Source organism: Acrocarpospora phusangensis (assembly GCF_016862995.1).
Classification (GTDB): Bacteria; Actinomycetota; Actinomycetes; order Streptosporangiales; family Streptosporangiaceae; genus Acrocarpospora; species Acrocarpospora phusangensis.
In genome coordinates this window covers 15521-38659 of record NZ_BOOA01000055.1, presented here as the reverse complement: position 1 = coordinate 38659, position 23139 = coordinate 15521, and the positions used below count along the sequence as shown (strand labels likewise).

The 23139-nt window shown below is 69.6% G+C and carries 21 protein-coding genes; 10 read left to right on the top strand and 11 right to left on the bottom strand.

Features of this window, described 5'->3' with window-relative positions; all coding sequences use genetic code 11:
• Positions 1-41: 41 nt before the first annotated feature.
• Entirely contained in the window at positions 42-2111 is a 2070-nt protein-coding gene (locus Aph01nite_RS28465) for a prolyl oligopeptidase family serine peptidase (protein ID WP_204044089.1), read from the bottom strand.
• A 323-nt stretch (positions 2112-2434) separates the two neighbouring features.
• On the opposite strand from Aph01nite_RS28465, the gene Aph01nite_RS28460 reads away from it, so the two are divergent.
• The 3 genes from Aph01nite_RS28460 to Aph01nite_RS28450 all read left to right on the top strand — a co-directional run bounded on the left by Aph01nite_RS28460 (position 2435) and on the right by Aph01nite_RS28450 (position 4746).
• Positions 2435-2944, top strand: a complete 510-nt coding sequence (locus tag Aph01nite_RS28460; RefSeq protein ID WP_155336186.1) for an HNH endonuclease — start codon at positions 2435-2437, stop codon at positions 2942-2944.
• 31 nt (positions 2945-2975) lie between these two features.
• Positions 2976-3815 carry a GNAT family N-acetyltransferase gene (locus Aph01nite_RS28455; RefSeq protein ID WP_204044088.1) on the top strand — a complete coding sequence of 280 codons (840 nt, stop codon included), beginning with the start codon at positions 2976-2978 and terminating at the stop codon, positions 3813-3815.
• A 712-nt stretch (positions 3816-4527) separates the two neighbouring features.
• Positions 4528-4746 carry an FmdB family zinc ribbon protein gene (locus Aph01nite_RS28450; RefSeq protein WP_204044087.1) on the top strand — a complete coding sequence of 73 codons (219 nt, stop codon included), beginning with the start codon at positions 4528-4530 and terminating at the stop codon, positions 4744-4746.
• Between the two features lie 449 nt (positions 4747-5195).
• Here the strand turns inward: Aph01nite_RS28450 and Aph01nite_RS28445 are convergent, their stop codons facing one another.
• The 3 genes from Aph01nite_RS28445 to Aph01nite_RS28435 all read right to left on the bottom strand — a co-directional run bounded on the left by Aph01nite_RS28445 (position 5196) and on the right by Aph01nite_RS28435 (position 8435).
• Positions 5196-5678 carry a helix-turn-helix transcriptional regulator gene (locus tag Aph01nite_RS28445; RefSeq protein ID WP_204044086.1) on the bottom strand — a complete coding sequence of 161 codons (483 nt, stop codon included), beginning with the start codon at positions 5676-5678 and terminating at the stop codon, positions 5196-5198.
• Positions 5679-5779: 101 nt separating this feature from the next.
• Entirely contained in the window at positions 5780-7618 is a 1839-nt protein-coding gene (gene ilvD / locus Aph01nite_RS28440; RefSeq protein WP_204044085.1) for a dihydroxy-acid dehydratase, read from the bottom strand.
• Between the two features lie 136 nt (positions 7619-7754).
• Positions 7755-8435 (bottom strand): nuclease-related domain-containing protein, encoded by a 681-nt coding sequence (locus tag Aph01nite_RS28435; RefSeq protein WP_239162043.1) that lies wholly within the window; start codon positions 8433-8435, stop codon positions 7755-7757.
• Between the two features lie 279 nt (positions 8436-8714).
• Here Aph01nite_RS28435 and Aph01nite_RS28430 point away from each other — a divergent pair, with 279 nt between their 5' ends.
• From Aph01nite_RS28430 to Aph01nite_RS28420, 3 genes are all read left to right on the top strand, one after another.
• Positions 8715-10130: an amidase gene (locus tag Aph01nite_RS28430; protein ID WP_204044083.1), complete on the top strand. Its 1416-nt coding sequence runs from the start codon at positions 8715-8717 to the stop codon at positions 10128-10130.
• A gap of 89 nt (positions 10131-10219) precedes the next feature.
• Positions 10220-10450 carry a hypothetical protein gene (locus Aph01nite_RS28425; protein ID WP_204044082.1) on the top strand — a complete coding sequence of 77 codons (231 nt, stop codon included), beginning with the start codon at positions 10220-10222 and terminating at the stop codon, positions 10448-10450.
• A gap of 5 nt (positions 10451-10455) precedes the next feature.
• Positions 10456-10809, top strand: a complete 354-nt coding sequence (locus Aph01nite_RS28420; protein ID WP_204044081.1) for a DUF5130 family protein — start codon at positions 10456-10458, stop codon at positions 10807-10809.
• A 56-nt stretch (positions 10810-10865) separates the two neighbouring features.
• Here the strand turns inward: Aph01nite_RS28420 and Aph01nite_RS28415 are convergent, their stop codons facing one another.
• Together Aph01nite_RS28415 and pepN are read right to left on the bottom strand one after the other, a co-directional pair.
• Entirely contained in the window at positions 10866-11837 is a 972-nt protein-coding gene (locus Aph01nite_RS28415) for a hypothetical protein (RefSeq protein ID WP_204044080.1), read from the bottom strand.
• A 98-nt stretch (positions 11838-11935) separates the two neighbouring features.
• On the bottom strand, positions 11936-14494 hold the full coding sequence (pepN, locus tag Aph01nite_RS28410) for an aminopeptidase N (protein WP_204044079.1): 2559 nt from the start codon (positions 14492-14494) through the stop codon (positions 11936-11938).
• A 605-nt stretch (positions 14495-15099) separates the two neighbouring features.
• Between pepN and Aph01nite_RS28405 the strand changes: the two genes are divergently transcribed.
• On the top strand, positions 15100-16503 hold the full coding sequence (locus Aph01nite_RS28405) for an aldehyde dehydrogenase family protein (RefSeq protein ID WP_204044078.1): 1404 nt from the start codon (positions 15100-15102) through the stop codon (positions 16501-16503).
• A gap of 1 nt (position 16504) precedes the next feature.
• On the opposite strand, the gene def is transcribed toward Aph01nite_RS28405, so the two are convergent.
• Positions 16505-16993 carry a peptide deformylase gene (gene def / locus Aph01nite_RS28400; RefSeq protein WP_204044077.1) on the bottom strand — a complete coding sequence of 163 codons (489 nt, stop codon included), beginning with the start codon at positions 16991-16993 and terminating at the stop codon, positions 16505-16507.
• A 75-nt stretch (positions 16994-17068) separates the two neighbouring features.
• Between def and Aph01nite_RS28395 the strand changes: the two genes are divergently transcribed.
• On the top strand, positions 17069-17536 hold the full coding sequence (locus Aph01nite_RS28395) for a ribose-5-phosphate isomerase (protein WP_204044076.1): 468 nt from the start codon (positions 17069-17071) through the stop codon (positions 17534-17536).
• On the opposite strand, the gene Aph01nite_RS28390 is transcribed toward Aph01nite_RS28395, so the two are convergent.
• The gene (locus Aph01nite_RS28390) at positions 17500-17727 is read right to left on the bottom strand and encodes a hypothetical protein (RefSeq protein WP_204044075.1); all 228 of its coding nucleotides are present in this window, start codon (positions 17725-17727) and stop codon (positions 17500-17502) included. The genes Aph01nite_RS28395 and Aph01nite_RS28390 overlap by 37 nt on opposite strands.
• A 26-nt stretch (positions 17728-17753) precedes the next feature.
• Positions 17754-18980 (bottom strand): GNAT family N-acetyltransferase, encoded by a 1227-nt coding sequence (locus Aph01nite_RS28385; RefSeq protein ID WP_204044074.1) that lies wholly within the window; start codon positions 18978-18980, stop codon positions 17754-17756.
• Positions 18981-19097: 117 nt separating this feature from the next.
• Between Aph01nite_RS28385 and Aph01nite_RS28380 the strand changes: the two genes are divergently transcribed.
• Entirely contained in the window at positions 19098-20210 is a 1113-nt protein-coding gene (locus Aph01nite_RS28380; protein ID WP_204044073.1) for a PP2C family protein-serine/threonine phosphatase, read from the top strand.
• Between the two features lie 242 nt (positions 20211-20452).
• Here the strand turns inward: Aph01nite_RS28380 and Aph01nite_RS28375 are convergent, their stop codons facing one another.
• Positions 20453-21058, bottom strand: coding sequence for a response regulator transcription factor (locus Aph01nite_RS28375; RefSeq protein ID WP_204044072.1), 606 nt, complete (start codon positions 21056-21058; stop codon positions 20453-20455).
• Between the two features lie 185 nt (positions 21059-21243).
• Between Aph01nite_RS28375 and Aph01nite_RS28370 the strand changes: the two genes are divergently transcribed.
• On the top strand, positions 21244-22548 hold the full coding sequence (locus tag Aph01nite_RS28370; protein ID WP_204044071.1) for a M50 family metallopeptidase: 1305 nt from the start codon (positions 21244-21246) through the stop codon (positions 22546-22548).
• Here Aph01nite_RS28370 and Aph01nite_RS28365 read toward each other — a convergent pair whose 3' ends face one another.
• Positions 22549-23049: a DinB family protein gene (locus Aph01nite_RS28365; protein WP_239162042.1), complete on the bottom strand. Its 501-nt coding sequence runs from the start codon at positions 23047-23049 to the stop codon at positions 22549-22551.
• Positions 23050-23139 lie beyond the last annotated feature (90 nt).

The following is a 23139-nucleotide window of genomic DNA, read 5'->3' as shown; positions in this document are numbered from 1 at the left end:
GAGCCCTGAGAAGGGCTTCCCGCCGGGCTGTGGCGGTGTGGTTACCGGTCCTTGGCCAGGCCGGTGTGGGTGGCGAGGAAGGCCAGCTGGTCGGCGGCCAGGGCCACCGTCTTGCTGACCGAGCGGGCGCCGTGGCCGGCCTCGGTCTCGTTGCGGAGCAGGATCGGCCGGTCGGACGCGGTCGCGTGCTGGAGCGCGGCGGCCATCTTCCAGGCGTGGAGCGGGTGCACGCGGGTGTCGGAGGCGAACACGGTGAACAGCGTCGCCGGATACTCGACTCCTTCCCGGACGTGGTGGTACGGGGAGTAGGACGACAGCCAGCCGAACTCCTCCGGGATGTCGGCCGAGCCGTATTCCACGTTCCAGGTGGCGCCGAGGCCGAAACGCTCGTAGCGGATCATGTCCAGCAGGGGGGCCGAGCAGACGACGGCCGCGTAGAGGTCCGGGCGCTGGGTGAGGGCCGCGCCGACCAGCAGGCCGCCGTTGGAGCCGCCGGAGATGGCCAGCTGCTCCGACGTGGTGACGCCCGTGGCGATCAGGTGCTCGGCGGCGGCGTGCAGGTCGTCGAAGACGTTCTGCTTGTTGCCGAGCATCCCGGCCCGGTGCCACTCCTCGCCCTGCTCACCGCCGCCGCGCAGCTGCGCGATCGCGTAGACGCCGCCGGCCTCGACCCAGGTCAGGATGGAGGCCGAGTAGCCGGGCGTCATCGAGATGCCGAAACCGCCGTAGCCGTACAGCACGGTGGGACGGGGGCCCGATCCGTCGACGGGGGAGATGACCAGCATGTGCACCTCGGTGCCGTCGGCCGAGGAGTAGACGACGTGCTCGGTCCTGACCGGGGGCACGTCCACCGAGCCGGGGGAGGCCGCCCAGAGGGTCGTCTCGCCGGTTCTGGCGTCGTAGTGCTGGATGGTGGGCGGGGTGGTGTTGTCGGTGTAGCCGAACCAGGCCTCGTGGCCGCCCTCGGGGCGCTCCGAGATGCCGCCGATGGTGCCGAGCCCCGGGGTGGGCACCGAGCCCGTCCTGGCGCCGTCGGCGAGGCGGTGCACCGAGATCTCCGAGATCGCGTGCCGGGTCCAGCCCACCAGCATGATGGGCTCGTCCAGGTCGTCGAGGATCGCGAAGTCGCTGAGCACGGCCTCCGCGTCCTCCGGGATCAGGTCCCGCCAGTTCTCGTACGCAGGAGCCTGCGGGGTGGCCACGCAGATCCGGCCGCGCGGCGCGTCCCTGTCGGTGAAGACGTAGAGCCTGCCGTCCCGGCCGAAGTGCAGGCCGGTCTGCGCGTCCACATCCTGCTGGACGGTGACCAGCGCGGGGGCCGTCACCGGGGAGGATTCCAGGTCGGCCACCCAGAGGTCGTTGCGCGGAGCCGTGCCACGGGAGGCGGAGACGGTCAGCCAGCGGCCGTCGCGGGAGACCGAGACCCCGTAGTAGTTGGTCTTCTCCAGCCCTTCGCCGAAGATCATGACGTCATCGTCGGCGGGAGTGCCGAGAACATGCAGGTAGACGCGCCTGTGATACTGCTCCTCGCCCTCCGGGACCCGGTCGGGGGCCAACCGGCGGACGTAGTAGTACGTCCCGCCACCGGGCAACCAGGCGACCGGGGAGTAGCGGCAGCGGTCGATCGGGCCCTCCAGGACCTCGCCGCTCGCCACGTCCAGCACGAACAGCTGGGACTCCTCATCCCCGCCGACCGAGATCTGGTACGCCAGCAGCCGCCCTTCCTTGTCGGGCTGCCAGGCGTCCAGCGTGGTCAGCCCGGACGGGTCCAGCGCCATCGGGTCGATCAGGGCGCGTTCGACCCCGTCGTCGACCACGTAGAGCACCGCGTGCTCCTGCTCGGGGGTGCGCCGCATGAAGAAGTGCCGGTCGCCGCGCCAGGTCGGGGAGCCGATCGACCCCGACTTCAGCAGCTCCTCGACCCGCCCGCGGAAGCGCTCCCGGCCGGAGAGGCCGGCCTGCGCGAACAGCTCGCCCTGGGCCTCCAGCCACTCCTTCACCTCGGGCGCGTCCGGATCCTCCAGCCATCGGTACGGATCGGGCACGGGGGTGCCGTGCAGCTCGTCGACGATGTCGGACCGGGGAGCCGGTGGGTATGGCGGTGACGTCATGCTCGCACTTTAGGGCAGGCCACCGACAGAGTCGTACCCCCGAATAGCGGGGAGTAAAAAGATGATCGCTGGGGCATAAAGAGCACCAGGCGTATCAGTCGCCCAGGTTATGGGGTGGCGGACAGGTCATCGCAAAGGCCACACTTTGGTTGAGGACGGTGCCGTGGTGACCATCCGCTGGACCGTCCGGCGGAGGTCTTCGTGAAGGAAACACCCGAGTCCCAACAGGTGGGGCCACAACGTAGGCGCACAGTCGTCGCACCGCGACACGCCACTCTCCGGCCGGCTGCGAAGCCCGCCGAGACTGCCGTGGAGGCCGGCTGATGCGCCAAGTCCTACTCCTCAACGCCACCTACGAGCCGCTGACCACGCTCTCCCTGCATCGGGCGATCATCCTGGTGCTACGGGAGAAGGCCGACGTCGTCCACCGGGACGGCAGGGGCACGGTTCTCAGATCCGCCACCCGGACCCTGGACGTGCCGTCCGTGATCCGGCTGAGGCGGTACATCCGCATACCGTACCGGTCCCGGATCCCGCTCACACGGGCGGCGCTCATGCGCCGGGACGATTTCCGCTGCGCCTACTGCGGGCAGCGGGCCGAGACCATTGACCATGTTATCCCTAGATCCAAAGGTGGCCCGCACACCTGGGAGAATTGCGTCGCCTCGTGTATGCCTTGTAATCATCGCAAGGCGGACAAGCTGCTGGAAGAGATCGGATGGTCGCTCCGGGTCAGCCCAGCCGTACCTCGCGGTGCGCACTGGCGGCTGATTGGTGCACAATTCGACGGTGATCCGCAGTGGGCTCCTTACCTCTCGGAGTCGGCGGCCTGAACCTCGCTGATCGGACGGGCACAATCGAATCATGACGTGGACGCTCACCTCAGACGTGTCGGCCTACGCCGAAGCAGCCGAGCCCTGGCTGCTCCGTGACCCTGTGCGCAACACGGTGCTGTTGACCGTGTTGCGCTGGATTCGGAGCGGCCAGTACTCGGATCCTTTGCTGGGCTGGTATGTCGAGCACGGGGAGGTTCGGGGGGCGTTATGTCATACGCCGCCGTATCCGCTGTTGCTGGGGGCTTCGCCGTTCGCGGAGTTGCCGGCGTTGGTGGGGCAATTGGTGAATCGGGGGAGGGAACTGCCGGGGGTGACGGGGCCGGTGGAGACCGTGTCCACGTTCTCGTCGGCGTGGTGGCAGCAGGAGAAGGAGCGGCGGTCGGAGCGGCTTTACCGGCTTAGCACGCTGGTGGCGCCCATGGGGCCTGGTGGGCAGTCCGCTTTGTACGGCCCTGGGCGGGCTCGGCTGGCGACGCCGGAGGATCTTGGGGCCGCTGTTCACTGGTTCAGGATGTTTCAGCATGAGGCGCATGTGGATGCCGCTGCTGATCCTGGGCCGGTTGTTTCGGCGCGGTTGAATCGCAAAGAGCTTGTTTGGTGGGAGTTGGCGGGGCAGCCTGTCTCTTTGGCGGGGGTCTCTGTGCCGATCTCGGGAATGTCCCGGATTGGGCCTGTTTATACGCCGCCGGAGTTTCGTCGGCATGGGTACGGGTCGGCGGTTACGTACGCGGCGACGCGTAAAGCGATCGACGATGGGGCGACGGAGATCCTTCTCTTCACGGATCTCTCGAATCCGATCTCCAATTCGATCTACCAAGCGATCGGCTATGTCCCGGTAGCCGATTACGCAACCATCAGTTTCTCTTGAGCGTTTCCCCCACCCACTCTCGTTCGCGCTCGCGCGCAGCCAACCACGCGGCTCCTGCCCCGACACACACGGCAACCGGTGCCGATGGCCCATGCCTCCGCCGACACGGCTGTTGCGGCAGCCGGTTGCCGTCGTCCATGCCTCCGGCGGCGGCACAGTTGCTGCCCCACCCGCCCACCCTTTGTCGCGCTTGCGCGCAGCCGGCCATCCGCTCATGCCCCCACGCGTGATCACCGGTTCTGATGGCCCATGCCTCCGGCCACACGGCTGTTCCCCGCCCGCGTGCCGTCGTCCGTGCCGCTGGCGGTGGTGCGGTTGCTCCCCACGCATCCCCGTCTTTGCGCTTGCGCGCAGCCGGACACGTTCCCCGGCGCCGCGGCCACCGGCTCCGGTCGTCCGTGCCTCCGGCGGCACGGCTGCTGCCGCACCCGGTTGCCGTCACCCATGCCCCCGGCGGTGGGACGGTTGCTCCCCACGCATCCCCGTCTTTGCGCTCGCGCGCAGCCGACCACGCGCCCATGTCCCACACGCGACCGCCAGTTCCGATGGCCACTGCCTCCGGCGGCACGGCTGTTGCCCCGTCCGCCTACCGTCGCCCATACCCCTGGCGGTGTAGTTATGGCATCCTGTCAAGCCGATCACAGACGCAGGATCGAACCGATCGGCTCCGTTCCGGCGCGATGCCGGCTCCGGCACGGATTATGATGCGCCTATGCCTCGCTATGACTACCGGTGTCGGTCCTGTGGTTCCACGTTCGAGTTGAACCGGCCGATGGCCGAGGCGAATGCGCCCGCGACCTGCCCGGGCGGACACGACGACACGGTGAAACTGCTGTCCACCGTGGCGGTGACAGGAGCCGCGTCGGCTGCGAGCGCGCCCCGCGCCTCCGGTGGCGGCGGTGGCTGCTGCGGAGGCGGCTGCTGCGGCTGACCGCCACACCCGGACCCGGCAGGCGAATCCGACCCTCCGGAGCCGCCGGTTCGCCCCCGCGCGCCTGAAACCCGCGAACCGGCGCCAACAGCCCCGGCGTCATGGTCAGGACACCTGCGGCCTGATCGAGCCGGCGAACAAGAACGATCAACTGAATGCGTCACGCTCATCAGCGACTACTAAGGCGACGTGAAGAACCCCTACAGAATGAAGCCGATCACGCTTGGCGCCGGTGCGGCGAGCAGCGTCACCTGCGTTAACGGCGCTGGATAACGGCGAGAGGCCGGTGCCTCGGGTCATTCTGTCAGGCGCTCTTAAGGCGTCGTCCCACGAGTGGACGTGCAACCCACTGGAGGCGGCGGCGAGCGAGGCCTACGGGCGCTTACCGGTACCCCTGGCAACCTGTCGATGAGCGCCCGGCCCGAAAACATGCCGGGCGCTTATCCAACTTAGGCGACCTTGCGCCGCTGGAACGGCAGATACCGCTCCGGCAGATGCGGCCGTGCCGGGATGTCCGTCGGCTCTACCGCGATGATGCGGTCGAACCGGAACGCCCGGATGCCCCGCCGTAAACGGCACCAGCCGACCAGGTACCAGTAGTCGCGGTGGACCAGGCAGGTGACCGGTTCGATGTCGCGGATGGTGAGGGTGGAGTCGGCGGAGAGGTACTGGAGGCGGATGACCTGGCGGGTGGTGATGGCGCCGGCGGCCGCGCGGGCGCGGCGGGCGACGTCGGGGGGCATGGGGGTGGTCAGGGTGGCGAGGGTGGTCGCGATCACGTCGTCGTCGAGGTCGAGGTGTTCGAAGGCGTGCCGGAGGCCGCGGCGGGCCGTCACGGACTGCGGGCCCGCGCCGAGGTGAGCGAGGGAGAGCGCGAGCGCGGCGATTTCGGCGGTCGTCAGCGACCCCGTGTGCCTAATGACGTTGGCCATACCTCAGATTTTACCGGCCCGCACTGACATTTTTCGAACGCGTGATTGAGGAATCGATGGAAAGGGCACCCGCGAGGAGTCGCGGGCGCCCTGAGGAGTTGTCAGCGGGACAGCTGGGTGAGGTCCCGGGAGGCGCCGGTGGAGGCGGAGGTGGTGAGGGCCGCGTAGGCCTGGAGGGCGGCCGAGACCGGGCGGTTGCGGTCGCGCGGGCGGTGGCGGCCCAGTTCGGCCAGGAGGGCTTCGCGGCGGGCGGCCAGGTCGGCCTCGCTGACCTTGAGGTCGATGGAGCGGCCGGGGATGTCGATCTCGATGATGTCGCCGTCCTGGACCAGGGCGATCGCGCCGCCCTCGGCGGCCTCGGGGGAGGCGTGGCCGATGGACAGGCCGGAGGTGCCGCCGGAGAAGCGGCCGTCGGTGATCAGGGCGCAGGCCTTGCCGAGGCCCTTGCCCTTCAGGAACGAGGTCGGGTAGAGCATCTCCTGCATTCCGGGGCCGCCCTTGGGGCCCTCGTAGCGGATGACGACGACGTCGCCCTCGCGGACGCGGTTGTTGAGGATGCCCTCGACCGCGTCCTCCTGCGATTCGAACACCACGGCGGGGCCGGAGAAGCGCCAGATGGACTCGTCCACCCCGGCCGTCTTCACGATGCAGCCGTCGACGGCGATGTTGCCGTACAGGACGGCGAGGCCGCCGTCGCGGGTGTAGGCGTGCTCGGCGTCGCGCACGCAGCCCTCGGCGCGGTCCAGGTCGAGCGTGTCCCAGCGCGCGTCCTGCGAGTACGGCTTGACGGTGCGCATGTTCCCCGGCGCGGCGTGCCACAGTTCGGCCGACTCCGGCAGGGCGGCCGGGGACTTCACGTCCCACTGGGCCAGCAGGTCACCCATGGTGCCGCCGTTGACGGTCAGCGCGTCCCGGTGGATCAGGCCGGCCCGGTCGAGTTCGCCCAGGATGGCGGGGATGCCGCCGGCCCGGTGCACGTCCTCGACGTGGTACTTCGCGGTGGCCGGGGCGACCTTGCACAGGCACGGCACCCGCAGCGAGATCTCGTTGATCTCCTTGAGGCCGAAGTCGACCTCGGCTTCCCTGGCCGCGGCCAGGATGTGCAGGATCGTGTTGGTGGAGCCGCCCATGGCCACGTCCAGCGCCATCGCGTTCTCGAAGGCGTCCTTGGTGGCGATGCTGCGGGGCAGCACGCTCTCGTCGTCGTCCTCGTAGTAGCGGCGGGTGAGCTCCACCAGCCGCCGCCCGGCGTCCTGGAACAGCTTCTTGCGCGCCACGTGGGTGGCCAGGATGGTGCCGTTGCCGGGCAGCGCCAGGCCGATCGCCTCGGCCAGGCAGTTCATCGAGTTGGCGGTGAACATGCCGCTGCACGAGCCGCAGGTCGGGCAGGCGTTCTCCTCCATCTCCAGCAGTTCGGCGTCGGAGACGCTGTCGTCGGCGGCGGCGATCATCGGGTCGATCAGGTCCAGCTTGCGACCGGGGGTCTTGCCGGCCTCCATGGGCCCGCCGGAGACGAAGATCGTCGGGATGTTCAGCCGGAACGCGGCCAGCAGCATGCCGGGCGTGATCTTGTCGCAGTTGGAGACGCAGATCAGCGCGTCCGCGCAGTGCGCGTTCACCATGTACTCGACCGCGTCGGCGATCAGTTCGCGGGACGGCAGCGAGTACAGCATGCCGCCGTGGCCCATCGCGATGCCGTCGTCCACGGCGATCGTGTTGAACTCGCGCGGGATCGCGCCCGCCTCCCGGATGGCCCCGGCCACCACGTCGCCGACCTCGCGCAGATGCACGTGACCGGGCACGAACTGGGTGAAACTGTTGGCGACCGCGATGATCGGTTTGCCGAGATCGCTGCCGGCTACCCCGGTCGCCCGGAGCAGGGCCCGGGCACCGGCCATGTTCCTGCCGTGAGTGACCGTACGAGACCTGAGGGCGGGCATGGCCGGGACTCCCATCGGAAGACGAATTCGAGTCTCCCCATGTTACGACCAGCGCCCAGTCGTTGAGACGTCTGTCCCACAAAGCGGTACGGCCCACGCCAAAACTGGCGCGGGCCGTACAGGACGGGCAAAGGGGTCAGTCGGTGCCGTAGCGGGGTGGGAGTACGTGCTCCGCGGCCTGGTAGATCGAGTCGATCTCGCCCGGGGTGAGCGACTTCTCCCGTTTGGTGATCCACTTGCGGACCAGGCTGCCGGAGAACACGTCCACGTCCCGGATGTTGAGAATGCGCCACGGGATGGCCGGGCCGTAGATCGCCAGGGACGGCACGACCGTCACCTCGCGCCCGAGCGCCTGAGTGATCAGGTCGCTGGCCTGGTTGGCCTCCCAGCGCGCCTCGTCCAGCCGGGGTTTCTGGTTGAAGGGGCCGTGGAACAGCTTGCGGTGCGACTGCACGCGCACGGGCAGCCGCCTGTCCCACTTCTCGGAGTCGACCGCGTACACCCCCGTGGGCCCGACGACCAGGTGGTCGATCTGGGCGTCGCTGTTGGGGATGGCGCGGGCGTGCAGAGTCTTGTAGCCGCCACGTTCCAGTTTCTTGAGCTGGCTCTCGGTCCGCCGCTCCGCCACCGAGGGTCGCCGCCAGGCGGGGACCGACGACTGGGTCCTGGCCCGATAGACGGTGTCCGCGATGGCCGCGAGGATCGCGGCGGTGAGGCCGACGCGCCAGCTCAGCAGCAGCACGCCGAAGACGACTCCGGCCGCTACGGCGATCACGGCTCGACGCCGCAGATGCTGGTATTTGGGCTGCTTGAGCATGCTCTGCAGGGATGCGCGCTCTACGGGCGCATACGTCGACGCGGGCGCATCAGGTCGCGTCGAGGACCGTTCACGATCGCTCACCCAGATCGGTGACGTATCGTGACCCTCATCGGGCGCTAGACCGGTATCCACGTCACTCACGGTAGTTGAGCTGCCGACAGGTTGCCTAGTGTTGCCTGGTTCACACTTTTGTTGCCCGCTTCTGCCGATTCGCATGCACCATTTGTGGGCACCATCTCTAGATATCTCCGCGCCGGGCGCATACCGTTCAGTGGCGTGACCAGCATTCATGACCTTACCGCGCTGGAGTTGGCGGCAGCCGTACGAAACCGCGAACTGTCCCCGGTTGAGATCACTGAGCATTATCTGGAACGTATCGACAGGCATGGTGCCGCTGTCGGGGCTTACGTCACCGTTGCCGCGGAGAGGGCTCTTGACCAGGCACGACAGTTGGCGGAACAAGATCCGGAGAAGCGGCCGCTGTTCGGCGTGCCGATTCCGATCAAGGATCTCAATCTGGTGAAGGACGTGCCGATCCGCTTCGGCTCGGCCACGTACGAGGGGTTCGTCGCCCCGGTCGACGACAGCGTCGTGGAACGGTTGCGGGACGCCGGCACGATCATGCTGGGTAAGACCAGCACGCCAGAGTTCGGTTTGCCGTGTTACACCGAGACCTCGGTCGGCCCCCCGGCGCGTACGCCGTGGGATGTGACCAGGTCGGCGGGTGGGTCCAGCGGGGGCGCCGCGGCGGCGGTGGCGGCCGGGCTGGCGCCCGCCGCGCAGGGCAGCGACGGCGCGGGCTCGATCCGCATCCCGGCCTCCGTCTGCGGCCTGTACGGCATCAAGCCCAGCCGTGGCCGCATCTCGTTCGCCCCCATCATCCCCGACCTGGCGGGCCTGTCCACCAACGGCCCGATCACCCGTGACGTCGCCGACGCGGCGGCGCTGCTGGACGTGATGGCCCACAACAACCCCGGCGACCTCTACTACGCGCCCCCGCCCGCCCTGGGCTCCTTCTCCGCCTATGTCGGGCGCGACCCCGGACGGCTCCGCATCGCCCGCTACCTCGATCCGGTGATCCAGGAGGCCGAGGTACACCCGGAGGTGCGCGCCGCCTACGAGAGCGCCTCCGCCGTGCTGGCCGGGCTCGGCCACGAGATCATCGACATTCCGACGCCGTTCGGGCCGGACATGGTGCCCGAGTTCGAGCGCATGTGGTTCAGCTTCGCCTGCATGCACCCCGTCGCCGAGCAGATGGAGTCCCAGTTAAGGCCGCTGACTGTGTGGCTGCGGGAGCGCGGCTTCGCCACGCCCGCCCCCGACTTCCTCAAGGCCCAGTCGGCGCTCCAGCTCTCCACGCGCTTCGCGCTGCTCGTCACCGACGAGTACGACGCCGTCCTCACCCCCACCGTCACCCAGCCTCCGGCCCCGGTCGGCTGGTTCGAGGACGTGGACGACCCCAAGGAAACTTTCGAGCGGATGAAGGCTTTCGCGCCCTTTGCCGCGACCAGCAATGTGAGCGGCCAACCGGCCGTGAATTTGCCGCTCTATTGGACTCCCGAGGGTTTGCCCATTGGTGTCATGCTTTCCGGCCGGTACGGCGACGAGGGCACCCTGATCTCGCTGTCGTCCCAGGTAGAGGCCTCGGTCGGCGGGTTCTGGGGAGGTCGCAGACCGCAGATCTGGGACTAGGAAATACGAGAAATCGGGCGTAACGTCGATATATGGACAGTGCGCTCGAGATTCTTGCGTTTCTTGTCATAACGTCAGGTGCGCTATTCGTGGGCATCGGACTGCTGGTGCTGCTGCTGTCCGGGCGCGGCCGGCGCAGGACCAAGGACGACGTGGTCTGGATCGGCGGCCCGTACGACACCGAGCACGGCGTGGGACGGAGCACGCTGGAACTGACCAGCGTGGTGCCGAAGGGCGATCCGCCGGACGTGGATTGGCCTGAGATGGCGGAGACAGCGGAACCCGGCCGCCACGTCGGCGGCGCGTCGGCGGGGTGGTGAGCGGCATGGCCACGTTGAGCACGCTTCAGGCGGTCGACATCCGTACGGTGGTGCGCGCCGCCGACAGCAGGACCGGGCTGCACTTCGCGGTGTACACCGGCCCGGCGAGGGGGCCACGGCGGCACTTCGCCGAACGCCTGCACGCCGCGCTGGGCGAGATCGCGCCGCACGCGGTTCTGATCATGGTGGACACCGCCGGGCGCGGCCTGGAGATCGTCACCGGGGCCGAGGCCCGGCAGCGCGTCTCCGACGGCGACTGCCGCCTGGTGGCCATGTCCATGGCGACCAGGTTCAGCGTCGGCGACCTGATGGGCGGCCTCGCCGGCGGCATCGGCGCCCTCGCGGAACGCGCCCGATAGAGCACCCGCTGGAGCCACAGCCGCGAAGTCACGGCTATCAAGCCATGGCGGTGGAACTACGCCCGCAGGAGCGTGATCACATGCTCGGACACGTCCGCGAGCAGGCGCGCCGGCCGTAGGTCCGCTCCCGCGATGGCCGAGAACAGGCTGGGCAGACCGGCCAGCGGGAAACCGTCCCGGCGCATGACCTGGTGTCCGACGCCGTTCTTGTCGAGCGCGCTCCGGCTGCGCTGCCAGGCGTCCAGGACCTCCTCCGGGGACGGCACGCCGAAGCCGTGGCCGACGGGGGCCGCGTGGCGGAGCCGTACGAGCGGGGTCTCGGCGTAGGCGAGCGCCACCCGGCAGCGCAGGGCGAGGTTCTCGCGGTCCTGGACCCAGTCCACGGCCGGGCACGGGTTGCGGCATTTGGCCACGCAGGTGGCGAGGGCTCCGGCGACCTGGCTGTGCTGCCGGTCGAAGTAGGCGCGCCAGCCTTCGCCGGGCTCGCCCGCCACCCGGAGCGTGCGCTCGGTCGCCGACTGCTCGGAGCGGGTGTGGTCGCAGTCGCGGTCGCCGATCACCCCGAACCTGCTGCCGGGCGCGCGTAACCCGGCGGGCCAGCGGGCGGGGTCGCCGGAGTGGCCCAGCGTCGTCTCGTACGCCAGGAGCGGCAGGTACTCCGCCGAGATGTGCAGCGCGGCCATCATCGCGCTCAGCTCCCGCTGGTCCCAGCGGACCTTGATCACCTCAAGGAGCAGCGCGTACGCCGGCCGCAGCGAGTCCAGCGCCCCGCGCGGCTGCCCCTTCGGCGTCTGCGGCATGTGACAGGCCCGCGCCCGGCGGCGCAGGTCGGCGGGGATGGTCGGCACGTCGAGCTCGCTGGCGAAATCCTCCGCGTCCAGCGTCAGCAGCCGCTGCCCGAACTCGCACACCGCCGACACATGAGCGGCCTTGACCGGATTGGCCAGTACGGCGGGAGCCAGCGCCCCCACGTCCCCGAACGAATATCGCCGGGCGAGCGCGATCAGCAGGTCCTGGGCCGATTCCATCGGGTCAGCCTCTCATGGACATGAGCGACCCGGCCGCACGAGGCACCGCATAACGGACCTAGCGGAGGCCCGGGAGCACGCCCCGGGCCTCCGACGGATCAAGCGTCCTTGTCCCGCGCCCGCAGGGCCCGGCCGATGCCGTCCGCGCCCTCCAGCAGCAGCCGGCGCAGCGCGTGCGGCGGCTGCGAGGACGAGATCAGGTCCTGGGTGCGCTCCACCGTGTCCTGGGAGATCAGCAGCGCCGGGAAGCAGCCGATCGCGAACGTCTGCGCCATGTCGGACGTCCACGACTTCCAGATCTGGCCGACCTCCTCGAAGTAGGCCGCGCCGTAGGGCTCCAGCAGGTCCACGTGGTGCGGGTCCATGAAGCCGGTGACGGTCGAGCGCAGCAGCGCGCCGCTCAGCGTGCCGCCGGTGATGGAGGCCCACGCCTCGGCCTTGGCCGCCGCCGTCGGGATGGCCGCCCTGGCCGCGGCCGCCGAGCGCTCGCCGGTGGCCGTCGCGTCCCTGACCAGCTCGGCGTCGATGTCCTCGGCGCCGAGCACGCCGCCGGAGACCAGCGCGTGGGTGAGCGTCCAGCGCAGGTCCGCGTCCACGGTGAGGCCGTCGGGCACGGCGGTGCCGGACAGGATGTTCTCCAGCAGCGCCAGGTCCTCCGCTGAGGTGGCCACGGTCGCGAACGCGTTGACGTAGGCCAGCTGGTGGTCCGAGCCCGCCTCCGCGCCGTGCACCAGCTCGCGCAGGGTGCTGGCCAGCTGGGCCATGCCGGTGGCCCGCCACTCGGGCGCCGCGTACTGCTGGACGGCCAGGCGGGCCTGCCGGAGCACGGTCTGCAGCACGGTGATGTCGCTGACCGAGTTGATGCCCGAGGCCACCAGGCGCACGTAGTCCCGGGTGGCCATCTCGCCGTCGCGGGTCATGTCCCACGCCGCCGACCAGCAGAGGGCGCGCGGCAGCGACTCGGTGAAGGCGAGGATGCCGCCGCCCACCAGGGCGGCCAGCGACTCCTCGTCGAGGCGGATCTTGGCGTAGGTGAGGTCGTCGTCGTTGACCAGCACCAGGTCGGGCCGGGCCTCGCCGATCAGCTCGGGCACCGCGGTCCTCGCGCCGACCACGTCCAGCTCGACCCGCTTGACGCGGACCAGGCGGCCTTCGTCCATCGAGTACAGACCGATGGCGATCCGGTGCGAGCGCAGGGTCGGGTAGGCGGCCGGGGCCTCCTGGAGCACGTCGAAGCTGGTGAACCTGCCGGTCGCGTCCACCTCGAAGGACGGGCGCAGGGTGTTGACCCAGGCGGTCTCCAGCCACTCCTTGGACCACGCCGACAGGTCCCGGCCCGAGGTGCGCTCTAGCGCGCCGAGCAGGTCCTTCAGCTCGGTGTTGCCCCAGGCGTGCTCGTTGAAGTAGTCGCGGACGCCGGCCAGGAAGTTGTCCAGGCCCACGTAGGCCACCAGCTGCTTGAGCACGCTGGCGCCCTTGGCGTAGGTGATGCCGTCGAAGTTGACCTCGACCGCCTGCATGTCCGGGATGTCGGCCGAGATCGGGTGCGTGGAGGGCAACTGGTCCTGCCGGTACGCCCACGCCTTCTCCACGTTGGCGAACGTGGTCCACGCGCCCTGCCCCCACCGGGTGGCCTCGGCCTGGCAGAGCACCGACATGTAGGTGGCGAAGGACTCGTTCAGCCACAGGTCGTCCCACCAGCGCATGGTGACCAGGTCGCCGAACCACATGTGCGCCATCTCGTGCAGCAGGGTCTCGGCGCGGCGCTCCACCATCGCGTCGGTCACCCGGGACCGGAAGACGTAGTCCTCCAGGAACGTCACGGCGCCCGCGTTCTCCATCGCGCCCGCGTTGAACTCGGGCACGAACAGCTGGTCATACTTCCCGAACGGGTAGCGAAGCCCGAACACCCGGTGGAAGAAGTCGAAGCCCTGCTTGGTGACCTCGAAGAGGTTGTCGGCGTCCAGGTGCTCGGCCAGCGACTGCCGCACGTAAAGACCCAGGGGGATGCCGTCGTGCTCGTCCCGCACCACCGCGTACGGCCCGGCCACCAGAGCGGTGATGTAGGTGGACATCACCGGGGTTGGGGGGAAATGCCACCGTTTGGCGGCTTGGAGCGTGCCATGACGCCCTTCGTGGGCCGGGAGTTCGTCCACGGAGTCCGGGGCCGCGTTGGAGACGACCTCCCAGTCGCCCGGAGCGATGACGGACAGTTCGAAGGTGGCCTTGAGGTCGGGCTGGTCGAAGCACGCGTACATCCGGTGCGCGTCGGCGGTCTCGAACTGGCTGTGCAGGTAGACGTTCTTGTCCACCGGATCGACGAAGCGGTGCAGACCCTCACCGGTGCGCATGTAGGAGGCGTCGGCGTCGATCCGCACCTCGTTGTGCTCGGCCAGGCCGGGCAGCGGGAAGCGGCCGCGCTCCGCGTCGTAGGCGCTGACGTCCAGCTCGGCGCCGTTGAGGACGACCTTGCGCAGGTGCGCGCCGTGCAGGTCGATGAACGTGTCCGCCCCCGGCTCGGCACAGGTGAAGTGAGCGGTCGTGACGCTCTCGAACCGCTCCTCGCCCTCGGTAAGGTCGAGCTCCACCGCATACGACTGGACGGTCAGCAGCCGGGCGCGCTCCCGGGCCTCGTCACGGGTCAGATTGCCTGCCACATCCGCTCCTCATCCACACGACCCCGCCGCTTCGTCGCCGCGGGACCCCTGAATCCTGCCACGACGCTCTGACAAAGCCGCAATCAAGATTTGCCCTACCTGTAATAGGGAGAACTCTGACTTCGGTTGTCGATCCATGCAAACCCTAATCCAGTTGCGCGCCCTAACAAATGTCAGGCGCGCAGTCGGTTTCCTGGTTCGCCCCCCTCTGCCCCGGTCCCCAGCCGGGTCGATGACACTGAGTAGCAGATGCGGCGAAAGCCGTCGAGCGGGCGGGGAGGAAGCTTTCCCCCTGGGTGGTACAGGGCTTCCTCTTGGCATGGAATCGTTCTCCGTCAGGTATTGCGGGAGTCAGACCGATCTTGGAAGACTTCGTCTTTCCGCGCGGGCGCGCCGTACGCTGAGCAAAGACGGCCAACACATGGTCAAGGCCGAGTCAACGGGGCCAATTGAATATCGGAGATCGTGTGCTGCCTCTGCGCGGGACCGCACACGGCCGACCCGCAAGATCAAGTTGAGGCATGTGCCGTTTCGGGATGGCTCATGGCAACACTTACTGGTTCGTGTGCTCGCCATCAGACAGTCCCCGCGCAAGGATGAGGTACATGCGTCACCTTTACGTGAACGGCTCCTGGACGCCCTCCACCTCGGGCGAGGTGGTCAATGTGATCAACCCCGCCACCGAGGAGGTCATCGACCAGGTTCCGGCCGGCACGACGAGTGACGTGGACTCCGCGGTCGCCGCCGCCTCCGCCGCCTTCGCCGCCTGGTCCGCCACCGCGCCCGCCGACCGCGGCAAGCTGCTCGCCGACGCGGCCGGGCTGCTCAAGGACCGGGCCGAGCAGATCGCGGCCACCATCGCGACCGACATGGGCGCGCCCATCAAGCTGGCTCTCAAGGTGCAGACGCTGATGCCCGCCGGGGTGATGGAGTCCTACGCGCGGATGGCCGAGACGCTGGCCGCCGAGAGCCGGGTGGGCAACTCGCTCATCCTGCGCGAACCCGCCGGTGTCGTGGGCGCGATCACCCCCTGGAACTACCCGCTCCACCAGGCCGTCTGCAAGGTCGCCGCGGCGCTCGCGGCCGGCTGCACGGTCGTCCTCAAACCCAGCGAGATCGCCCCCCTCGCCGCGTACGCGCTGGCCGACGTGCTGCACGACGCCGGCCTGCCCTCGGGCGTCTTCAACCTCATCAGCGGGTACGGCCCGGTCGTCGGCGAGGCCCTGGCCGCCCACCCCCAGGTGGACATGGTGTCCTTCACCGGATCCACCAAGGCCGGGCGCCGGGTGGCCGCGCTGGCCGGCGGCTCCGTCAAGCGGGTCGCGCTGGAGCTCGGCGGCAAGTCGGCCAACATCATCCTGCCGGACGCCGACCTGGAGAAGGCGGTCGCCTCCGGGGTGTCGCACGCGTTCGTGAACTCCGGCCAGACCTGCTCGGCGCTGACCCGCATGCTCGTGCACTGGGACCAGTACGACGACGCGGTCTCCCTGGCCGTCGCCGCCGCCCGCACGTACACGGTGGGCGACCCGTTCGCGGAGGGCACCCGCCTCGGCCCGCTCGTCTCCGCCGCCCAGCGGAACCGGGTGATCCGTTACATCAACCTGGGCCAGGAGGAGGGCGCCCGGCTGGTCACCGGGGGCACCGACTATCCGCTGGAGCGCGGGTACTACGTCGAGCCGACCGTCTTCGCCGGGGTCGCGCCCGGCATGGCGATCGAGCAGGAGGAGATCTTCGGGCCGGTGCTGTCGATCGTGCCGTTCGGCTCGGTGGACGAGGCCGTGGACATCGCCAACGGCACGCCGTACGGGCTGGCCGGGGCGGTCTGGGCGGGCAGCGAGGAGAAGGCCGTACGCGTGGCGCGGCGGCTGCGGACCGGCCAGGTCGCGATCAACGGCGGGCGGTTCAACCCGCTCGCGCCGTTCGGCGGCTTCAAGCAGTCCGGCGTCGGGCGCGAGCTGGGGGAGCCGGGCCTGGAGGAGTTCCTGGAGGTCAAGGCCCTCCAGCTGTAGCTCAGGGGGTCTGGAGCATGATCTTGCGGGCGGTCTCCCTGGGCAGCCGGTCCACGTAGAGCCGCCCCTCCAGGTGGTCGAACTCGTGCTGGAAGCAGCGGGCCAGCATGCCGCGCGCGGTGACCTGGACCGGCCGTCCGAGCTGGTCGAAGCCGCGCACGGTGACGCCCGCCGCGCGCGGGGTGGGCGCGTAGAGCGGCTTGCGGGTCTCCCGTCCCGGCACCGACAGGCAGCCCTCCTCCTCGACGACCTCGTCGGGGTCGTCGACGGTCAGTTCGGGGTTGACCACGTGGCCCTTGCGGTTGCTGATGTCGTACACGAACAGGCGCTTGCCCACGCCGACCTGCGGGCCGGCCAGGCCCACCCCGTCCGCCAGGTACATGGTCGCGAACATCTCGTCGATCAGCCGGCGCAGGTCGCGGTCGAACTCGGTGACCGGCTCGGCCGGGGTGCGCAGCACCGGGTCGCCGAGATAACGGATCTCGCGCATCGCGCTCTCCATGAACAGGTAAGGGCCGGAGGGGAGGGTTGGCCATTACTCTAGTGGACCTGCGAAACTAGCGGGGTGCGCGTCTACATAGGTTCCGACCATGCCGGCTACGAGCTCAAGAACCACCTGGTCACGTGGCTCAAGGAGCAGCATCACGAGGTGATCGACTGCGGCCCGGCGCACTTCGACCCCGAGGACGACTACCCGCCCTTCGTGCTCAGGGCGGCCGTCGGGGTGGCCGAGAATCCGGGCAGCCTCGGTGTGGTGATCGGCGGTTCCGGCAACGGCGAGCAGATCGCCGCCAACAAGGTGCCCGGCATCCGGGCGGCCCTGGCCTGGAACGAGGACACGGCGAAGCTCGCCCGCGAGCACAACGACGCCAACGTGATCAGCATCGGCGCCCGTCAGCACCTGCCGGAGCAGACCGTCCGCTTCGTGGAGCTGTTCCTGGCCACGCCGTTCTCCGGCGCGGAGCGGCACGCCCGCCGCATCGCCATGCTGGCCGACTACGAGACCGACGGCGAACTGCCCCCGCTGCCCTGATCCCCGCCGAACTGCCCCGAGGATCCCAAGGGTCCCGTCTCCCTGACCGGGACCCTGCGGGTCTCCCGCCGCGGCATCTCGTCCCGCAGCGGCCGCCGGTCGGCGGCCTCCTGCTGTTCGCGGGTCGGGCGCGACACGTCCCGGGCGCGCATCGCGGTGATCGCCGTGATCTGCAAGCTCTGCAAGGCCATGCCGTTACTGTACGGCGCTGCCCCCGCTAGAACACCAGCCCCGCCCACGGCCTCGGCTCCCACGCCATGGCGGCCGACAGCTCCCGCAGTGCTCCCGCCCGGTGCTCGGTCACCAGCCCGGCGGCGGCGTACGGCAGGAGCGGCCGCCCGCCGAAATACGCCGCGCCGAGGTACTGCACGGGCAGGGTCAGGTCCGGGGCGTCATCGGTCCGCTCGCAGGTGCCCTTGCCGGTGGACAGCCGCCAGCGGCCCTCGTTCCACGGGCAGACCTCGTCGGCGACCTCGATGACCAGCTCGGCCGGGGCCGCGTACGCGCGGGCGGTGAGCGCGGCCGGCAGGTCCACCAGGCGGGCCCACAGCTCGTCCAGCGTGCCCGCGTTCAGGTGCCTGGGCTCGGCGATGAGGTGCTGGATCGGGTCGTCGATCGGGCGGTTCCAGGCGTACACGCTGGCGCAGAGGTCGCGGTCCAGCACGCTCCGCCAGAGCAGGGCGTACGCGGCCGGGTCGACGGCGAACAGCTCGATCAGGCGGACCTCGCCCTCGGGCACGTCGTGGTCGGTGAACCCCCGCTTGATCTTGAAGAGCGCGTAGCCGCGCACGCCGCCGTCGTCCTCGGCCAGGACGCAGCGGAGCCGGCCGTCGCCGCGCCGGTCGAACTCCTCATCGGCCAGGAGCGAGTCCCAGCGCTCCGGCGAGCGGGTGTAGAGGCCGGGCCGGGTGCGCAGCACGGCGTCGAAGACCTGCACGAACTCCTCGCGGGCCGCGGCCGGTACGGCGGTGCGCAGGCGCAGGGCCGGGTCGGCAGGGGCGTTGGCGACGAAGGCGGAGCCGTGCTTGGGGATGCGGTAGAAGACGTTGTCGGCGGCGCGGCCGTACCCGAATCTGCCGTAGATGCCCGCCTCTGAGGCGTACAGGACGGCGACGGACTCGCCGTGCTCCTTGATGTCCCGCAGCTGCCGGCGCATCAGCCCGTTGAGGATGCCGCGGCGGCGGTGGGAGGCGAGCACCCCTACGGCGGTGACTCCGGCGACCGGGAGGAGGGTCCCGCCGGGGATCGTCATGTCGAAGTCGAAGATCGCGGTGACCCCGACCGGGAGGTCGCCGTCGAAGGCGGCCAGCGTGCGCTCCAGGGGAGTGAGCGCCTTGAATCGGTCGATCTGTACGGGATGGAATGTGGTCGCGAAGGCCTCATCCAGCACATCGCAGAAGGCGGGCCATTCGGCCTCGGAGATGGGACGTATCGGGAGGTTCACCGCTCCACGGTAGGCCCGGGCAAAGAGGGACGGCCACCCAATATCCGTGCTTAATGATCAAGGTCTTGGTCAAGAGGCTGCCTTGCGGAGGTGTCGACCGATACAGTCGAGTGCATCATGAGTTCCCGTCCGGTGCCGCTTATTCCTCCCCGGCTCCGCGCGATATTGGTGCGGGTGCCGTTTTTGGTGCCACTTGTCCGGTTTGTGAGGAAGAGTTCGTCGAAAGATCGTCATCTGCTCGTCGCCTTCGTCGCCGCCGCCCTGCTCATCGGGGTGCTCGGCGTCAAGGTCTCCGTGCTCTGGTTCTCGCCGTCGCTGCTGATCCTGATCACGCTGCTCGCCGGGCTGCAGCTCAAGCTGCGCAGTCTGGCGGTGCTGCTGTGCGCCGTGGCCGTCGCGCTCACCATCCTGGACGTCTCCGCTGACGACCGGTATGTCGGGCCGGGGCTGCTGATCGCCGTCGGCGTCACCGCCGTGCTCGCCTGGCTGATGGCGCGCACCCGTGGCTCGCTGGGCGTCCAGGGCCTGCGCGGCGACGCCATGCTGCTGGAGCTGCGGGACCGGCTGAAACGCCAGAGCGAGCTGCCCGCGCTGCCCAAGGACTGGGGCGCCAAGGTGGTGCTCAAGCAGGCGGGCGGGTCCTCCTTCGGCGGCGATTTCGTGGTGTCCATGCGGGAGGGCGACCGGGTCGAGATCGCGGTCGTGGACGTGTCCGGCAAGGGCGTGGACGCGGGCACCAGGGCGCTGATGCTCTCCGGCACCTTCGGCGGTCTGCTGGGCTCGGTCGGTGACTTCCTGGGCGCCTGCAACGCGTACCTGCACCGGCAGCGGGAGGGCGAGGGCTTCGTCACGGCCGTGCACCTCAGCCTCGACCTGGCCACCGGCGGGTACGTGATCACCTCGGCCGGCCATCCGCCCGTGGTCAAGTTCGACGCGGGCACGGGCACCTGGCGGGTGTCGGCGGCCAAGGGCGTCGTCCTGGGGGTCGTCCCCGACCTGCACTGCGAGCCGGACCGGGGCGTGCTGCGCAAGGGCGACGCGCTCATGCTCTACACCGACGGGCTGATCGAGCAGCCGGGGCGGGACATCGACGCGGGCCTCGACCGGCTGCTCGGCGAGGCGGAACGCCTGCTCCCGTCCGGTTTCGCGGGCGGGGCGCGCCAGCTGGTGACGTCCATGTCGTCGGGGCACAACGACGACTGCGCGCTCGTGCTGATCTGGCGTCCCTGACGAACCTCATGGGTCTGAGCATGCGTGTAGTCACTGGTTGGCGGCGCTCCGGCTCTGGGACCCTGAAGTACCCCCCACGCAACGTGAACCATCGTCGCCACCGGCGGCGCGGGGGTGCCGCCGGCGGAGCACGCGACCAGGGGTGCCCAGGGGGGTGCGCCCGGGGCGAACCGGCACCGATTCCCGGTCCCGGGCGAGCGGCGCGGCTCGCCCGGGACCCGGATTTCTATGACCAGGTGCCTCTATAACCAGCCTGAGTCGGCGGCGATGCGGACCGCGTCCACCCGGTTGCGCGCCCCCGTCTTGCACATGATCCGGGACAGGTGGTTGCGGACCGTTCCCACCGTCAGGAACAGCTGGTCGGCGATCTCCTTGGAGGGCGCGCCCTGCGCCGCGATGCGCAGCACGTCCAGCTCGCGGGGCGTGAGCGGATTGTCCGCCGTCTGTAACGCAGCCACCGCTAAGTCGGAGTCGACCGCCCGCCGCCCCGCCGCGATCCGCCGGATGCCGTCGGCCAGCTGTTCGGTCCCCACCTGGATGCTCATGAAGCCGAGCGCCCGCGCCGCGAACGCCCGCCGCACCTGCCCGGGATTGGGCTGGCTGGAGAGGATCATCACCCGGCAGCGGGGGGCCTTCTCGTGCAGCCGGGCCGCCGCGGTGAGCCCGTCCACCCCCGGCAGGTCCACGTCGATGACGGCGGCGTCCGGCTTCACCTCCAGGGCGGTGGGCACGATGTCCTCCCCGGCCGCGATCTCGGCCACGACCTCGAAGTCGCTTTCGGCGGCGAGCGACACGACGAGTCCGTGGCGGACCAGTGGCAGGTGCTCGGCGACCAGAATCCTGATCAAAGAGGCTCCCTCCTTACCTCAGGGTGATCGGCCAGACGCATAGTGTCAACGAAGTCTCTCCATTCGGCAAACTCCTGGCAAGCTGATCAAGGAAAGCGGGTCATCCCGGGCAGACGCGGGCCCCGGGCCGGTGGGCTACCCTCAAACGGGAACGACACCTTTCTCCGCTACGGGGGTATGCGCCGATGAGCTGGGTCTATCTGGCTGGATTCCTGCTCCTCTTCGTCGGGCTCATGGTGTCCATCGCCCTGCACGAGATCGGCCACCTGGTCCCGGCCAAGATCTTCGGCGTCCGGGTGACGCAGTACATGGTGGGCTTCGGCGGCACCCTCTGGTCCCGCCGCCGTGGCGAGACCGAGTACGGCGTGAAGTACGTCCCGCTCGGCGGCTACATCCGCATGATCGGCATGCTCCCGCCCCGGGCCAGCGACGACCCCACCAAGCTCCGCAACATCTCCACCGGCCCCTGGCAGAGCCTGATCGAGAACGCCCGCGCGGTCGCCTCCGAGGAGATCCGCCCCGGCGACGAGAACCGGGTCTTCTACCGCAAGCCGTGGTGGCAGAAGGTCATCATCATGGCCGGCGGCCCGTTCATGAACTTCCTGCTGGCTTTCGTGCTGTTCGCGGTGGTCATGATGGGCTTCGGGGTGCTGGTCCAGAAGCCGGTGCTCTCCGAGGTCAACAAGTGCGTGATCCCGGCCGCCCAGGCGGACAAGCGCGACAACTGCCTGCCGTCCGACCCGATGACCCCCGCGGCGCAGGCCGGGCTGCTGCCCAAGGACCGCATCGTGTCCATCGAGGGTTCTCCCATCAGCACCTGGGAGGGTGCCCAGAAGCTCATCCGCGAGCACGGCGCCGGTCCGGTGTCCCTGGTGGTGGAGCGGGGCGGGCGCGAGCTGCCCCTCCAGGCCCAGCTGATCACCCAGGACATGCCGGACCTGGAGAACCCCGACAAGCTGGTCAAGGTCGGCTTCCTCGGCGTGAAGCCGACGCCGGTCATGGAACGCCAGGGCCCCGGTTACGTGCTCAGCGAGATGTGGGAGATGACCGCCAGGACCGCCGTGGCGATGGTGGACATCCCCAGCAAGATGGTGGGCGTCTGGCATGCCGCCTTCTCCGGCGAGGAGCGCGACCCGAACGGCCCGATCGGCGTGGTCGGCGCCGGCCGTATCGGCGGCGAGATCGCGGCCTCCTCCGCGCCGCTGGAAAACAAGATCATAATCTTCATCAACCTGCTGGCCGGCCTCAACCTGGCTGTCGGCATGTTCAACCTGATCCCGCTGCTGCCGCTGGACGGCGGCCACATCGCGGGCGGCCTCTGGGAGGGCGTCAAGCGCGGCTGGGCCCGCCTCACCCGCCGCCCGGCCCCCGGCTACGTGGACGTGGCCAAGCTCCTGCCGCTCACGTACGCGATGGCGGTCGTGCTGCTCTTCATGGGCGGCCTGCTGATCTTCGCCGACATCGTCAACCCGATCCGCCTCACGGGGTGATCATTCGCCGGTCACGCCGTCGACGCGCTCCCTGAGGAGGTCGGCGTGGCCGTTGTGCCGGGCGTACTCCTCGATCATGTGGATCAGGATCCAGCGGAGTGAGAAGTCCCGGCCGTGGCGCTTGCGGCGGCCGACGGCGCCCAGGTCGGGCCAGCGGGCCACGTTCGCCCTGGCCACCTCGATCTCGGCGCGCCAGACGGTGAAGGCGTCCGCGGCCGAGGCGCCGTCCACATTGTCGAAATCGCCGTCCGGGTCGGCCTCGGTCCAGTGCAGGGGAGGGGCGTCCTCGTCCTCCAGGACGCGGCGGAACCAGTTGCGCTCGACGTCGGCCATGTGCCGTACCAGACCGAGCAGGGAGAGCGTGGACGGCTCGGCGGAGCGGAGGCGCAGCTGCTCCTCGGACAGGCCCTCGCACTTCACGGCCAGCGTCTCGCGGTGGTAGTCGAGCCAGGCCAGCAGCATCTCGCGCTCGCCGGCGACGAGTGGGGGATCGATTCTCATGGGGTCATCGTGCCAGGTGGCGGCCCCGGGGGGTGATCACGCGGGTGTGCGGCCGCGGGGGCTGGACACGCACACCCGCGTGATCGGTGG

Excerpts from the sequence above, each read along its gene's own strand:
- Aph01nite_RS28465 (WP_204044089.1), bottom strand. The coding sequence starts at position 2,111 with ATGACGTCACCGCCATACCCACCGGCTCCCCGGTCCGACATCGTCGAC.
- Aph01nite_RS28460 (WP_155336186.1), top strand. The coding sequence starts at position 2,435 with ATGCGCCAAGTCCTACTCCTCAACGCCACCTACGAGCCGCTGACCACG.
- Aph01nite_RS28455 (WP_204044088.1), top strand. The coding sequence starts at position 2,976 with ATGACGTGGACGCTCACCTCAGACGTGTCGGCCTACGCCGAAGCAGCC.
- Aph01nite_RS28450 (WP_204044087.1), top strand. The coding sequence starts at position 4,528 with ATGCCTCGCTATGACTACCGGTGTCGGTCCTGTGGTTCCACGTTCGAG.
- Aph01nite_RS28445 (WP_204044086.1), bottom strand. The coding sequence starts at position 5,678 with ATGGCCAACGTCATTAGGCACACGGGGTCGCTGACGACCGCCGAAATC.
- ilvD (WP_204044085.1), bottom strand. The coding sequence starts at position 7,618 with ATGCCCGCCCTCAGGTCTCGTACGGTCACTCACGGCAGGAACATGGCC.
- Aph01nite_RS28435 (WP_239162043.1), bottom strand. The coding sequence starts at position 8,435 with ATGCTCAAGCAGCCCAAATACCAGCATCTGCGGCGTCGAGCCGTGATC.
- Aph01nite_RS28420 (WP_204044081.1), top strand. The coding sequence starts at position 10,456 with ATGGCCACGTTGAGCACGCTTCAGGCGGTCGACATCCGTACGGTGGTG.
- Aph01nite_RS28415 (WP_204044080.1), bottom strand. The coding sequence starts at position 11,837 with ATGGAATCGGCCCAGGACCTGCTGATCGCGCTCGCCCGGCGATATTCG.
- Aph01nite_RS28405 (WP_204044078.1), top strand. The coding sequence starts at position 15,100 with ATGCGTCACCTTTACGTGAACGGCTCCTGGACGCCCTCCACCTCGGGC.
- def (WP_204044077.1), bottom strand. The coding sequence starts at position 16,993 with ATGCGCGAGATCCGTTATCTCGGCGACCCGGTGCTGCGCACCCCGGCC.
- Aph01nite_RS28390 (WP_204044075.1), bottom strand. The coding sequence starts at position 17,727 with ATGGCCTTGCAGAGCTTGCAGATCACGGCGATCACCGCGATGCGCGCC.
- Aph01nite_RS28380 (WP_204044073.1), top strand. The coding sequence starts at position 19,098 with ATGAGTTCCCGTCCGGTGCCGCTTATTCCTCCCCGGCTCCGCGCGATA.
- Aph01nite_RS28370 (WP_204044071.1), top strand. The coding sequence starts at position 21,244 with ATGAGCTGGGTCTATCTGGCTGGATTCCTGCTCCTCTTCGTCGGGCTC.
- Aph01nite_RS28365 (WP_239162042.1), bottom strand. The coding sequence starts at position 23,049 with ATGAGAATCGATCCCCCACTCGTCGCCGGCGAGCGCGAGATGCTGCTG.